The following is an 11,958-nucleotide window of genomic DNA, read 5'->3' as shown; positions in this document are numbered from 1 at the left end:
CTAAAAACAGGAAACACCCATGATCACTGTACTTCTCCCTTTGTCAGACTTCGCCTCTTATCCCCGGGATCTCTCTTCTTCCTGCTCCTGTCGGCCGCTGTTGATGACCCACGGAGCGGCCTATGGTCACCATTCGTGATGTCGCCCGACTCGCCGGCGTGTCCGTCGCTACCGTCTCCCGCGTTCTGAATAATCCGGCCATTGCCAGCGAACAGGCCCGCGAACAGGTGCTGAAAGCGGTCAAGACGCTGGGTTATCGGCCCAATGCCAACGCGCAGGCGCTGGCGACGCAAAGCAGCGACACCATTGGCGTGGTCGTCATGGACGTGTCTGATCCCTTTTTTGGCGCGCTGGTGAAAGCGGTTGATACTGTTGCCCAGCAGCACAACAAATATGTGCTGATCGGCAACAGTTATCATCAGGCTGAAAAAGAGCGTCACGCCATTGAAGTGCTTATTCGCCAGCGATGCAACGCGTTGATTGTGCACGCCAAAGCGTTGAGCGATGCCGAGCTGGCACTGTTTATGGACCAGGTGCCGGGCATGGTATTGATTAACCGCATGGTAACCGGTTACGAGCATCGCTGCGTCTCGCTAAACAATGTCGTGGGGGCCGAAATGGCCACTAAATTGCTGATAATGCAGGGACATCAGCGCATTGGCTATATCGGTTCCAGTCATCCTATCGCCGATCAGCAGCAGCGGCTGGAGGGTTACCTGACCGCGATGCAGCAGACACGTCATTTCCCTTCGGAAAGCTGGCACGCCGTAGGTTCACCCGATCTCGCGGGCGGCGAGGCGGCAATGGTCGAACTGCTTGGCCGTAATCTGCACCTCAGCGCCATCTTTGCCTATAACGACTCTATGGCGGCCGGGGCGCTTGCGGTTCTAAAAGAGAATGGAATCAGCGTACCTCAGGATTTCTCGCTGATTGGTTTCGATGACATTCCCATTGCCCGCTACACCAGTCCCAAGCTCACTACCGTGCGTTATCCCATCATTTCAATGGCGACGCTGGCTACCGAACTGGCCTTGCAGGGGGCTGCCAATCAGCTGACGGCGGGTGTGTCCCACTGCTTTATGCCTACCCTCGTTCAACGCCATTCAGTCGCGCCGTTTCAAAGTGTGGCACCCGTCACTCAATGAGTATTTATTATCATGTAACCGTTTTCAATCTGTGAGAACTTTCACAGTTTATTAACAGGGCACCGATTATGATTCAGGCGTTTTCAGGATGATTCATGATGTGTCATCCCGTTGGCTACACGGCAGCAGTGAGATTGCATCGTCTGATTAGGGTTTTTAAAACAGACGATGAATTGAGCCAAAAATAATAACTATTGATGATAAGCAATTCCGGAAGATCCTGGTCAAGGAAGGCAGGTATCCAGTCACTCTTTCCCCAGGAGCGGCGGATGCCAACTTAGTACCCCCTACATAAAACCGGAGATACAAATGAATAAGAAGGTTTTCACCCTGGCGACTCTGGCTGCCTGCATGATGTTTGGCACTGCCGCACACGCTGCCGACACGCGCATTGGCGTCACTATCTATAAATACGATGACAACTTCATGTCCGGTCTGCGTAAAGACCTCGAAAAAGATGCCAAGGCCGCGCCAAATATTCAGCTGTTGATGAATGACTCGCAAAACGACCAGTCCAAGCAGAACGATCAGGTTGACGTGCTGATTGCCAAGGGCGTTAAAGCGCTGGCGATTAACCTCGTTGACCCGGCGGCCGCGCCTGTGATTATCGAAAAAGCCCGTGGCGCAGATATCCCTGTGGTGTTCTTCAACAAAGAACCTTCCCGCAAGGCGCTGGACAGCTATGACAAGGTTTATTATGTCGGCACCGACTCCAAAGAGTCCGGCGTCATTCAGGGCGAACTTATCGGCAAACACTGGAAGGCGAATCCGGCCTGGGACCTCAATAAAGACGGCGTAATCCAGTACGTGTTGCTGAAAGGCGAGCCGGGTCACCCTGATGCCGAAGCGCGTACTTCTTATGTCATCAAGACGCTGAACGAGAAAGAGGGCATCAAGACCCAGCAGCTGCAACTTGATACCGCGATGTGGGACACCGCTCAGGCGAAAGATAAAACCGACGCCTGGTTCTCCGGCCCCAACGCCAACAAGATTGAAGTGGTTATCGCCAACAACGATGCCATGGCGATGGGAGCCATTGAAGCCCTGAAAGCCCACAACAAAACGGCGATTCCGGTATTCGGTATCGATGCCCTGTCAGAAGCGCTGGCGCTGGTGAAATCCGGTGCGATGGCCGGTACCGTATTGAACGATGCGGAAAATCAGGCGAAAGCGACCTTTGATCTGGCGAAAAATCTTGCCGAAGGCAAACCGGCGGCAGACGGAACCCAGTGGAAAGTGGTTGATAAAGTCGTACGCGTTGCCTATAAGCCGGTCGATAAAGACAACTTGTCCGACTACGTGAAATAATGTTTTGGAGTACCGAACGCTGTAAAAGTTATTAAGTTTCGACCTTTATATTTAAAGAAAAAAGTCAAACGGCTAATAAGCTAAAGCAGTGGCATGTTTTAAGCAAAACTTTAAGTAATAAAGACTCTGCGTTATGTCGCTTAGGTCAGCCGGTCAGGAACGTTCTGGCCGGCGATTTTAATCATTAGCCAGATTTCATTTAATTAGGTAGCGCTATGGCCGATCTTGGTACGGAACAGCCCCGCGAGTGGCTGCTGGAAATGAGCGGTATTAATAAATCGTTTCCGGGCGTAAAGGCGTTAGACAATGTGAATTTAAAAGTGCGTCCGCATTCTATCCATGCCTTGATGGGAGAAAACGGGGCCGGTAAATCGACATTATTAAAATGCCTGTTTGGTATTTACAGTAAAGACTCGGGGACGATTCTTTTTCAGGGTAAGGAAGTTAATTTTAAAAGCTCCAAAGAGGCGCTGGAACAGGGCGTTTCGATGGTTCACCAGGAATTGAATCTGGTGTTGCAACGTACCGTGATGGACAACATGTGGTTGGGGCGTTATCCGACCAAAGGTTTCTTTGTCGATCAGGACAAAATGTATCAGGACACCAAAGCTATCTTTGATGAGCTTGATATCGATATCGATCCCCGTGAAAAAGTCGGCAAGCTTTCCGTCTCGCAAATGCAGATGATTGAAATTGCCAAGGCTTTCTCCTACAACGCAAAAATTGTGATTATGGATGAACCGACCTCGTCTCTTACCGAGAAAGAGGTTAATCATCTGTTCACGATTATTCGTAAATTAAAGGAGCGCGGCTGCGGCATTGTCTATATTTCCCATAAGATGGAAGAGATATTCCAGCTGTGTGACGAAATCACGATACTGCGCGACGGACAGTGGATTGTGACCCAGCCGCTTGAAGGGCTGGACATGGACAAAATCATCTCGATGATGGTGGGCCGTTCGTTAAGCCAGCGTTTCCCGGATCGCCTGAATACGCCGGGTGAAGTGATTCTCGAAGTACGCAATCTGACGTCTTTGCGCCAGCCTTCCATTCGCGATGTGTCGTTTGATTTGCACAAAGGCGAGATTCTCGGCATTGCCGGGCTGGTGGGCGCCAAACGTACCGATATCGTCGAAACGCTGTTTGGTATTCGCGAAAAAGTGCAGGGCACCATCAAACTGCATGGCAAGAAAATAAATAATCACAGCGCCAACGAAGCCATTAACCACGGTTTTGCACTGGTGACGGAAGAGCGGCGGGCAACCGGTATTTATGCCTATCTGGATATCGGCTTCAATTCGCTTATTTCCAATATTCGCAGCTATAAAAATAAAATCGGCCTGCTGGATAATAACCGCATGAAAAGTGATACCCAATGGGTTATCGATTCAATGCGGGTGAAAACACCGGGGCACCACACCAGTATTGGTTCATTGTCAGGCGGTAATCAGCAAAAGGTCATTATCGGCCGTTGGCTGCTGACCCAGCCCGAAATATTAATGCTGGACGAGCCGACACGCGGTATCGATGTTGGCGCGAAATTTGAAATCTATCAGTTGATGACAGAACTGGCGAAGAAAGAGAAAGGGATCATTATTATCTCTTCCGAAATGCCCGAGCTGCTGGGAATTACTGACAGAATTTTAGTCATGAGCAATGGACAGGTTGCCGGGATCGTTGAAACCAAAACGACCTCGCAGAATGAAATATTACGCCTTGCCTCTTTGCACCTCTAATTTTAAGGGTTCTTATTATGAAAGCATTAAATAAGAAAAGCCTGCTCACTTATTTCAAAGAGGGCGGGATTTATGTGGTGCTGTTTGTGTTGCTGGCGATTATTATCTTCCAGGATCCGACATTCCTGAGCTTGATTAACCTGGGTAATATTTTAACCCAGTCTTCCGTGCGCGTAATTATTGCGCTGGGTGTGGCCGGACTCATTGTCACGCAGGGTACCGACCTGTCCGCAGGGCGTCAGGTAGGGCTTGCGGCAGTAGTGGCAGCGACCATGTTGCAGGGAATGGACAACGTCAACAAGGTCTTCCCGCATCTTGAGGTTGTGCCAATCCCGCTGGTGATTCTGGCCGTATGTTTAATCGGTGCCATTATCGGCCTGATTAACGGGATTATTATCGCCTATCTCAACGTGACGCCGTTTATTACCACGCTCGGCACGATGATTATCGTTTACGGGATAAACTCGCTGTATTACGACTTCGTGGGAGCTTCGCCCATTGCCGGATTTGACTCTAATTTCTCGCATTTCGCGCAGGGCTTTATCAACGTCGGCGGCTTGAAGCTTTCCTATATTACCTTCTACGCGATTATTGCCATCGCCTTCGTCTGGGTGTTGTGGAATAAAACCCGCTTCGGCAAAAATATCTTTGCCATCGGCGGCAACCCGGAAGCGGCGAAGGTTTCGGGGGTCAACGTTCCGCTCAACCTGATCATGATTTATGCCCTGTCCGGTGTGTTCTATGCTTTCGGCGGCCTGCTTGAAGCCGGACGTATCGGCAGCGCCACCAACAACCTCGGCTTCATGTATGAGCTCGATGCCATCGCGGCCTGTGTGGTCGGTGGCGTGTCGTTCGCGGGAGGCGTGGGGTCGGTAGCAGGCGTCGTAACGGGGGTACTGATATTTACGGTCATCAACTACGGTCTGACCTATATCGGTGTGAACCCTTACTGGCAATACATCATCAAGGGCGGGATCATCATCTTCGCCGTTGCGCTCGATTCACTTAAGTACGCCAAGAAGAAGTAAGTTAAAACTTATCGATAGCCACGCTCAACGTCACGGAAGTGCAGTTTCCGGCGCGATGAGTCAGCAGAAGCCCTTTATGCAGAGTACAGGATTGTACTCTGCTTTTTTTATGCCCGTTATTTGGCGGGAAAGGGCGGGATGACATCCTGCGATGCGGCTTCGGGGCGCTCGACCTTGTCAGGCTGCGCGGCTAGCCGCTTCTTCTGGGCCGCTTTCTTCTCGGCTGCCAGCGTTTGTTGCAGCGCAACCACCTGTTCCGGCGTGACGGCAGGATAACCCTGGGCATCGTCGGGAATGCGGTGAACGGCAGGAATAGGGATAAGCGGGCCGAGAAAACGCGGCTGACGCTTGAGAATATAGAGATCGTTAAGTGCGCCGAGGCGGGCAAAGATCTCGCGGCTGCGCACATTGAGCATGTTTTTGGGTGACGGCACGGCGAAACACTGCGCCTGAATGCCCATATGCAGCGCGATAAACAGCGCACGTTCACAGTGGAAACGCTGGGTTATCACCAGAAAATCGTTAGTATCGAATACCTTGCGGGTACGGACGATGGAATCGAGGGTGCGGAAACCGGCGTAGTCGAGCACGATGTCGCTGGAAGGAATACCGGCCGCCATCAGGTCACGGCGCATGGTCATCGGTTCGTTGTAACTTTGCAGCGCATTGTCGCCGCTCAACAGCAGGTATTTCACTTTGCCGCTGTTGTAGGCGTTGATGGCACCCTGAATGCGGTAAAGATAATACTGATTAATCACGCCGGTACGATAATACTTGGCAGTGCCGAGCACGACGCCAACCTGCCGATGCGGCAACTCCTGCACCTCGTCGTAAATATAATCTTTGGTTTTCCAGCTTATCCAGCGGTCAAGTCCAATAGCGACAATCAGCATTAACACGATAATGCCGATGAAGCCCACTATTAGCCGCTTAATCATGGAATTGCCTTAAAGTCACAGAAGAGTTACAGAAGATTCAAGGCTACTTTACCTGCGGGGCTGACGCAATAAAATGGGACTTAATGCGGCACGTCCGCTGTATTTTTCAGCTAAATCCGGCGTCGTTGACGTGATGACTGCGTTGACTGCACTGACTCACCCGAATCACTTACCAATATAAGCTCACTCACTTAAACAACATCAAGGGCGCGGCAGCGCCCGGAATGACGAGTTAGAACGAGGTGCGCTTATAGCTACGGTATTGCGGCGCCCAGAAGTTGTGTTCGATGGCTTTCGACAGCGCTTCTTCGGTGGTGACCTGTGCAACGCCTTCGATTTGCGCGGCTTTGCCCACTTCCATTGCGATGCATTTCGAAACGCCCTGAATATCGTTTACATCGGGCAGCAGGGAGCCTACGCCGTCGGTGGCGAGCGGTGAGCATTCGGCGAGTGCGCGACTGGCGGCCATCAGCATGCCGTCGGTCACCTGCCTGGCCCCCGAGGCTATCACGGCAAGGCCGATGCCAGGGAAGATATAGGAGTTATTGCACTGTGCGATCGGGTAGACCTTGTCTTTGTAGCTCACCGGCGCGAAAGGACTGCCGGTCGCGACCAGCGCTGCACCGTCGGTCCAGCTGATGATGTCGGCCGGATGCGCCTCCACGCGCGAGGTCGGGTTCGACAGCGGCATCACGATAGGACGTTCGCAGTGCTTGTACATCTCGCGGATGATCTCTTCCGTAAACAGGCCCGGCTGACCGGAAACACCAATCAGGACGGTCGGCTTGGCGTGGCGCACCACTTCCAGCAGCGAAATGTTGTCTGTGTTGACGTCCCAGCCCTGCAAGTTGTCACTCTTCTGCACCAGTTTGCTCTGGAAATCCAGCAGGTTGGTCAGTTTGTCGGTCAGCAGACCAAAACGGTCGACCATAAAGATGCGTGAACGGGCCTCGTCTTCGCTCAATCCTTCCGATTTCATCTGCGCAATGATTTGCTCGGCAATGCCGCAGCCCGCAGAACCGGCTCCGAGGAAGGTTACAGTCTGATCGCGCAGGCGGCTACCTGCGGCGTGGCTGGCGGCCAGCAGACTGCCTACGGTGACGGAAGCGGTGCCCTGGATATCGTCATTGAAGCAGCACAGCTCCTCACGATAGCGGTTGAGCAACGGCATGGCATTCTTCTGGGCGAAGTCTTCGAATTGCAGCAGCACGTTCGGGAAACGGACCTTGACCGCCTCGATGAACTGATCGACGAACGCATAGTATTCATCGCCCGTAATACGCGGATGACGCCACCCCATGTACAGCGGGTCGTTGAGCAGTTGCGGATTGTTGGTACCGGCGTCGAGTACGACCGGCAGCGTGTAGGCCGGACTGATGCCGCCACAGGCGGTATAAAGGGAAAGTTTACCGATAGGAATACCCATTCCGCCGATGCCCTGATCGCCGAGGCCGAGAATACGTTCGCCGTCTGTCACCACGATAACTTTAACGTGCTGTTTGGTGGCATTTTGCAGCATGTCATCGATGTGTTCGCGATTCGGATAGGAGATAAACAGTCCACGTGCGCGACGATAGATTTCAGAGAAATGCTCGCAGGCTTCGCCGACCGTCGGCGTATAGATGACCGGCATCATTTCGCTTAGATGCTCGTCAATCAACCGATAAAACAGCGTTTCGTTGGTGTCCTGAATATTGCGCAGATAAATGTGTTTATCGATATCGGTTTTGAAATCCTGAAATTGACGATAGGCGCGCGCGGCCTGTTCTTCAATAGTTTCAACCGTTTCCGGTAGCAGGCCGTGCAGGTTGAAGTTGGCGCGCTCTTCCTGGCTAAAGGCGCTGCCTTTGTTCAATAAGGGGAATTCAAGCAGGATAGGGCCTGCATGCGGAATATAAAGCGGGCGTTTACTTTCGTATTCTAGTTCCATTGATTTTACTCTTCAGGTCTCGGAAAGGGCAGAAAAGGCAAAGTGAATAAGTGTAGATGATCACATCGATTTTATAATGGCCTGTGTGACCCAAGGACTTTAGCAGAGGAGAAAGGCGCAACTCAATGGTTTCCCTGTCGGGAAGCGGGCAGTTGATGCTTTGTTGAAGAGAACCGCGGAGCAGGCCATCCGCGATGGCCTGTTCGGGTCGATTAAAGAGGGATGTGATCCAGTGCCAGACAGCCAAGCGCGGCGAGCGTGGCGCGTGTGGCGTCATACTGACTGACCAGCGGATCCTGACGCTCGACCAGCACCGCCCGGGTAATCTTCAGGCAGTCTTCTCCGGCAAGATTCAACACCACCAGCGCCGCCTGCAAAGGCGGCAGGCTCGGGTTGAACGCGGCGTTTTCGGCGTAGCGGCCGGTAAACAGCTTGCCGTTTCCGCTTTCCAGCGCAATACCGCTGTGAGACTGGCTGTAGGGAGCATGGCTTTGGTTGCAGGCAATCAGCGCCTGCTGCGCCAGTTCGTCGTGATGTGGCGTGTCGGCCGGAAGCGAATAGCCGTGATCGACGTCGTCCATCAGCAGCGTCGCGATGTCCAAATCACGAGGTCCGAAGGAGTAGGGAAGGTAGTCCCCCAAACTGGCGACCGCTCTGTCCGGCAAGTGGATAGCCAACTCGGTACCGCTATTCAATTCATTCATAAACTGTCGACAGTGGCCACACGGCGTGTAGTTGACCGTGATTGAGGCAAGGCGCGCTTCGCCCCGCATCCAGGCGTGCGTCACCGCCGATTGTTCGGCGTGAACCGTCTGTTGCATCGATGCGCCGCGAAACTCCATATTGGCACCGAAATAAAGATTGCCGCTAACGCCGCGAGCCACGGCACCGACATAAAATCTTGAAATGGGTGCGACGGAGCAGGCGGCGGCGAGGGGCAGTAACGCAAAGGCCAGCGCGGCGTCGTCCAGTCCTGTCAGGGTCTTTATCGACTCGACCTGAGTGGCTGTGAGCATCGCGGGGAAGTCATCATGGCGGAGTATCGGCTCAAGGGCAGATTGCAGTGAAGCGGTCAGGCCGGCGAAAGCATCGATAAAACGAGTGTGCATGGAGACATCCTTGAAAACGTTGTGGCAGGCTATTCTAAGGGGCTTTTTGCCTGTTTAGTGTGACAATAATCACTTTATTTATGTAATCACTGCAATAAATCTCGAGATTGCGAGAGGTATCGCCGTCATCGCGTCCTTATCCATTCGCCTTGGCGGCTTTTTTCCACCTAATCAACCTATTCACCAAGCCTATAATCACGTATCTGACCATAAAATTTGGACATGGATTATGCCTATAGGAAAAATCTACCAGAACTTACCGTTGACTCAGGGTGACCGTAAGCTCTCTTCCGGCTCTTCAAATTCCACGGATTCCTCCAACTCTTCCAAGACCTCCGGCTATTCGTCCGCCAGTCAGCAGAGCCAGAACCGGCTGGAGACGTATCTGGACAAACAGAAAATGAGGGCTATCGTCAACCGGGTCAATGCCGCGAATCAGGTAAAAATCGAGTTCGTGACGGAACAGCACATGGCGGCGATGGAAAACGCATCGCGAACCGGTAATTTTGCGGGGAGTTTCCGTTCTGCCGGTGGGCCGACGCTCGATGCGCTGAATCAGGGCGCTGCCGCCAAAGGGCACAACATCCTCGAGAAAACCATCAAGAAAGCCTCGGTAGAAAAAGCCTATGGCGCGGCAGAAAGCGGCAATATTTTGCAGTTGGCGAGAGATAAGGGCCTGATTGGCATGGTGGGCCGTTGGGACAAAGAGACCAAAAGATCACGGGCGTATACATCTATGACACCAAAGCCAAAATGGATACCGTGTTTGAACTGGATTTAGATGACGACGCCAAGATTGGTCAATATAAGCAGGCTGTTGAAAATAAAGAAATAATTCCATATACGGGCGATTACGACATGCACGACATCATCAGCTTCGACAAAGGGGGCAAAGGCGGGCATGTGCCCGTGGCGGATGAAAGTGAAGAGGAGAAGGTGAAGAATCTGATCAACCTTGAGGTATCAAAACTTGATGCCAACAGACCTTATGACTTCATCGAAAAAAATGTCGTGCGCCACGGGCCACAGGTCAACTTTGTTCCCCACATGTGGAATCATGAAAAAGACAACGTGGTTAAAAGCGGAGGTTACCTCGGCGTAGTGGCAAGAATGGGGAATTCCCTATCGCCTTTGTGAATAAAGGCAAGTGGGAGATAGTCCGCAACTGGGTTGATTTATATCGCTATTATTTCGAAAACGGCACCAAGATCCCGAGCCATTGGCAACAAGGCGGGTTGACGGAAAGGAAGAATGGCTTTGTGGCTACGCCCGAGCATGCGGACGAGCTGGACAAGAAGGGAAGTTAACCGTTTGAAAAGGCAGGGAACAGGACACATCATCATGCATCGATGATATGTCCTGCTGCCATGTTAGTCTCGACGTTCGAAAGCCAGCGCACGGCGTTCAATCAGGCGCATCATCAGCGTGAGCAGCCCGTTGACACACAGATACACCACGCCCGCCGCACCAAAGACCATCACATCGTAGCTGCGGCCATACATCAACTGGCTGTGCCCCATGATATCCATCAGCGTAATGGTGTACGCAAGCGAGGTGCTTTTGAATACCAGCACCACTTCGTTGGAATAGGAAGAGAGCGCGCGTTTAAAGGCAAACGGCAGCAGAATGCGCAGCGACTGCTTTCTCGACATCCCGAGAGACTGGCAGGATTCCCACTGACCGCCCGGAATGGCCCGCACCGCGCCAACAAACAGCTGCGTGGTATAGGCCGCACTGTTCAACGCCAGCGCAAACATCGCACAGAGCCAGGGTTGCGACAGCGTCTCCCACAGCCACGGGATCTCGCGAATCGAGGGAAACTGCCCCGGTCCATAGTAAATCAGGAAGATCTGCACCAGCAGCGGCGTACCGGTAAACAAGGTGATGTAAGCACGCACTATCGGGCTTAACACCGGCACCTTGAGTGTCAGCACAATGGTAAACAGCACGGACAATACCAGCGCGACAAGCAGCGCCGCCAGAGTCAGCGTCAGGCTGGTATGCAGACCTTTCAGCACTTCAGGCAAATATTCCCACATCAGGAAGCACTCCGTTCAAAGCGGGTGGTACGGAGTTCGATGCGTTTAATGACGAACTGGCTAACTAGCGTCACAACCAGATAAATCGCCGCCGCCGTCATGTACCAGGTAAAGGGTTCCTGCGTGCGCGTGGCAATGCTCTTGGTTTGCAGCATCAGATCATTGACGCTGATAAGCGACACCAGCGCGGTATCCTTGAGCAGCACCAGCCACTGATTGCCGAGACCCGGCAGGGCATGACGCCACATCTGCGGCATGATCAGGCGGAAGAAGATGGCGACTTTGCGCATCCCGAGCGCCTGACCCGACTCCCACTGGCCGTGCGGTACGGCTTTCAGCGCGCCACGCAGCGTTTGCGACGCATAGGCCGAGTACAGCAGCGACAGCGCAATCACGCCGCAGACAAACGGGCTGACTTCGACGTTGTCGACGGGCAGTTTGACCGGAATCTGCACGAAATACAGATTGATGTTGAATCCATCGGCCAGCGTCAGCAGCAGCTGCGACGAGCCGAAATAGATAAACAGCACCACCAGAATTTCGGGCAGGCCGCGCAGGATGGTGACCCACGCGGTACCCAGCCAGCTCAGCGGTTTCCAGGGCGCGGACTCCCACACGGCAAACAGCATCGCCAGAAACAGGCCGAGGACCAGTGCGCAAAGGGCAAGGCCGACGGTCATGCCGGCGGCGCTTAGCAGAGGTTGAAAGTCAATCATCACTGTTCA

Annotated in this window: 12 protein-coding genes; 7 read left to right on the top strand and 5 right to left on the bottom strand. The window is 52.9% G+C overall.

Going from position 1 to position 11,958, the window contains the following annotated elements; all coding sequences use genetic code 11:
* Nucleotides 1–122 precede the first annotated feature (122 nt).
* The 4 genes from galS to mglC all read left to right on the top strand — a co-directional run bounded on the left by galS (nucleotide 123) and on the right by mglC (nucleotide 5,217).
* Nucleotides 123–1,145: an HTH-type transcriptional regulator GalS gene (gene galS / locus O1V66_RS11415; RefSeq protein ID WP_045046324.1), complete on the top strand. Its 1,023-nt coding sequence runs from the start codon at nucleotides 123–125 to the stop codon at nucleotides 1,143–1,145.
* A gap of 309 nt (nucleotides 1,146–1,454) precedes the next feature.
* Nucleotides 1,455–2,453, top strand: a complete 999-nt coding sequence (gene mglB / locus O1V66_RS11410) for a galactose/glucose ABC transporter substrate-binding protein MglB (RefSeq protein ID WP_045046325.1) — start codon at nucleotides 1,455–1,457, stop codon at nucleotides 2,451–2,453.
* A gap of 215 nt (nucleotides 2,454–2,668) precedes the next feature.
* Complete coding sequence (mglA, locus tag O1V66_RS11405) at nucleotides 2,669–4,189, top strand: galactose/methyl galactoside ABC transporter ATP-binding protein MglA (RefSeq protein WP_045046326.1); 1,521 nt, start codon at nucleotides 2,669–2,671, stop codon at nucleotides 4,187–4,189.
* A gap of 17 nt (nucleotides 4,190–4,206) precedes the next feature.
* A complete protein-coding gene (gene mglC, locus O1V66_RS11400) occupies nucleotides 4,207–5,217 on the top strand; it encodes a galactose/methyl galactoside ABC transporter permease MglC (protein ID WP_045046327.1) in 1,011 nt (336 codons plus the stop codon).
* Between the two features lie 116 nt (nucleotides 5,218–5,333).
* On the opposite strand, the gene sanA is transcribed toward mglC, so the two are convergent.
* From sanA to cdd, 3 genes are all read right to left on the bottom strand, one after another.
* Nucleotides 5,334–6,155, bottom strand: coding sequence for an outer membrane permeability protein SanA (sanA, locus tag O1V66_RS11395; protein WP_045046328.1), 822 nt, complete (start codon nucleotides 6,153–6,155; stop codon nucleotides 5,334–5,336).
* A 232-nt stretch (nucleotides 6,156–6,387) separates the two neighbouring features.
* Entirely contained in the window at nucleotides 6,388–8,085 is a 1,698-nt protein-coding gene (locus tag O1V66_RS11390) for an NAD-dependent malic enzyme (protein ID WP_045046329.1), read from the bottom strand.
* Between the two features lie 212 nt (nucleotides 8,086–8,297).
* A complete protein-coding gene (gene cdd, locus O1V66_RS11385) occupies nucleotides 8,298–9,194 on the bottom strand; it encodes a cytidine deaminase (protein WP_045046330.1) in 897 nt (298 codons plus the stop codon).
* Nucleotides 9,195–9,423: 229 nt separating this feature from the next.
* Here cdd and O1V66_RS11380 point away from each other — a divergent pair, with 229 nt between their 5' ends.
* From O1V66_RS11380 to O1V66_RS11370, 3 genes are read left to right on the top strand one after another with little or no spacing between them, the layout of a single operon-like run.
* On the top strand, nucleotides 9,424–9,975 hold the full coding sequence (locus O1V66_RS11380; RefSeq protein WP_269127469.1) for a hypothetical protein: 552 nt from the start codon (nucleotides 9,424–9,426) through the stop codon (nucleotides 9,973–9,975).
* Complete coding sequence (locus tag O1V66_RS11375) at nucleotides 9,957–10,331, top strand: hypothetical protein (RefSeq protein ID WP_269127467.1); 375 nt, start codon at nucleotides 9,957–9,959, stop codon at nucleotides 10,329–10,331. The genes O1V66_RS11380 and O1V66_RS11375 overlap by 19 nt, the downstream gene beginning before the upstream one ends.
* Nucleotides 10,328–10,501 carry a hypothetical protein gene (locus O1V66_RS11370; protein WP_269127465.1) on the top strand — a complete coding sequence of 58 codons (174 nt, stop codon included), beginning with the start codon at nucleotides 10,328–10,330 and terminating at the stop codon, nucleotides 10,499–10,501. Before O1V66_RS11375 ends, O1V66_RS11370 begins: the two co-directional genes overlap by 4 nt.
* A gap of 63 nt (nucleotides 10,502–10,564) precedes the next feature.
* Here the strand turns inward: O1V66_RS11370 and artM are convergent, their stop codons facing one another.
* Nucleotides 10,565–11,233, bottom strand: a complete 669-nt coding sequence (artM, locus tag O1V66_RS11365) for an arginine ABC transporter permease ArtM (protein WP_045046332.1) — start codon at nucleotides 11,231–11,233, stop codon at nucleotides 10,565–10,567.
* The gene (artQ, locus tag O1V66_RS11360) at nucleotides 11,233–11,949 is read right to left on the bottom strand and encodes an arginine ABC transporter permease ArtQ (RefSeq protein WP_045046333.1); all 717 of its coding nucleotides are present in this window, start codon (nucleotides 11,947–11,949) and stop codon (nucleotides 11,233–11,235) included. The genes artM and artQ overlap by 1 nt, the downstream gene beginning before the upstream one ends.
* Nucleotides 11,950–11,958 lie beyond the last annotated feature (9 nt).

This window comes from Rouxiella chamberiensis (assembly GCF_026967475.1).
Taxonomy (GTDB): Bacteria; Pseudomonadota; Gammaproteobacteria; order Enterobacterales; family Enterobacteriaceae; genus Rouxiella; species Rouxiella chamberiensis.
The sequence above is the reverse complement of the archived record's forward strand: the minus strand, read 5'-3'. Positions and strand labels throughout refer to the sequence as shown.

Coding starts and splice junctions, on each gene's coding strand:
- galS (WP_045046324.1), top strand. CDS start 123: ATGGTCACCATTCGTGATGTCGCCCGACTCGCCGGCGTGTCCGTCGCT.
- mglB (WP_045046325.1), top strand. CDS start 1,455: ATGAATAAGAAGGTTTTCACCCTGGCGACTCTGGCTGCCTGCATGATG.
- cdd (WP_045046330.1), bottom strand. CDS start 9,194: ATGCACACTCGTTTTATCGATGCTTTCGCCGGCCTGACCGCTTCACTG.
- artM (WP_045046332.1), bottom strand. CDS start 11,233: ATGTGGGAATATTTGCCTGAAGTGCTGAAAGGTCTGCATACCAGCCTG.
- artQ (WP_045046333.1), bottom strand. CDS start 11,949: ATGATTGACTTTCAACCTCTGCTAAGCGCCGCCGGCATGACCGTCGGC.
- O1V66_RS11380 (WP_269127469.1), top strand. CDS start 9,424: ATGCCTATAGGAAAAATCTACCAGAACTTACCGTTGACTCAGGGTGAC.
- sanA (WP_045046328.1), bottom strand. CDS start 6,155: ATGATTAAGCGGCTAATAGTGGGCTTCATCGGCATTATCGTGTTAATG.
- O1V66_RS11390 (WP_045046329.1), bottom strand. CDS start 8,085: ATGGAACTAGAATACGAAAGTAAACGCCCGCTTTATATTCCGCATGCA.
- mglC (WP_045046327.1), top strand. CDS start 4,207: ATGAAAGCATTAAATAAGAAAAGCCTGCTCACTTATTTCAAAGAGGGC.
- mglA (WP_045046326.1), top strand. CDS start 2,669: ATGGCCGATCTTGGTACGGAACAGCCCCGCGAGTGGCTGCTGGAAATG.